Here is a 239-nt window from a genome sequence, read left to right on the forward strand (position 1 = left end):
GTCCAGCTGCAGGCTGGTCGGGGTCAGGCCATAAAAGCGCACGGAACCATCCACCATGCCGATGGCGGCGGCCAGTCGTTCAGCTCCAAACATACGACCAAAATTAAGCCGGTAATCGTCCAGTTCCATATCATCGTCCAGGGTAACTTCCAGCACGGCATTGACGACTTGAAAGAACAAGCCACGTTCCACCGTGTTGTCGTTAAATTGCAGCAGGGTTTCAACCTGCTCCTTGGCGT

Annotated in this window: 1 pseudogene; it reads right to left on the reverse strand. The window is 54.4% G+C overall.

The annotated features are described in order from the left end of the window. A pseudogene (locus Q4563_RS22325) lies at positions 1-239 on the reverse strand (OsmC domain/YcaO domain-containing protein); the annotation flags it as partial.

The organism is Gilvimarinus sp. 1_MG-2023, from assembly GCF_030548285.1.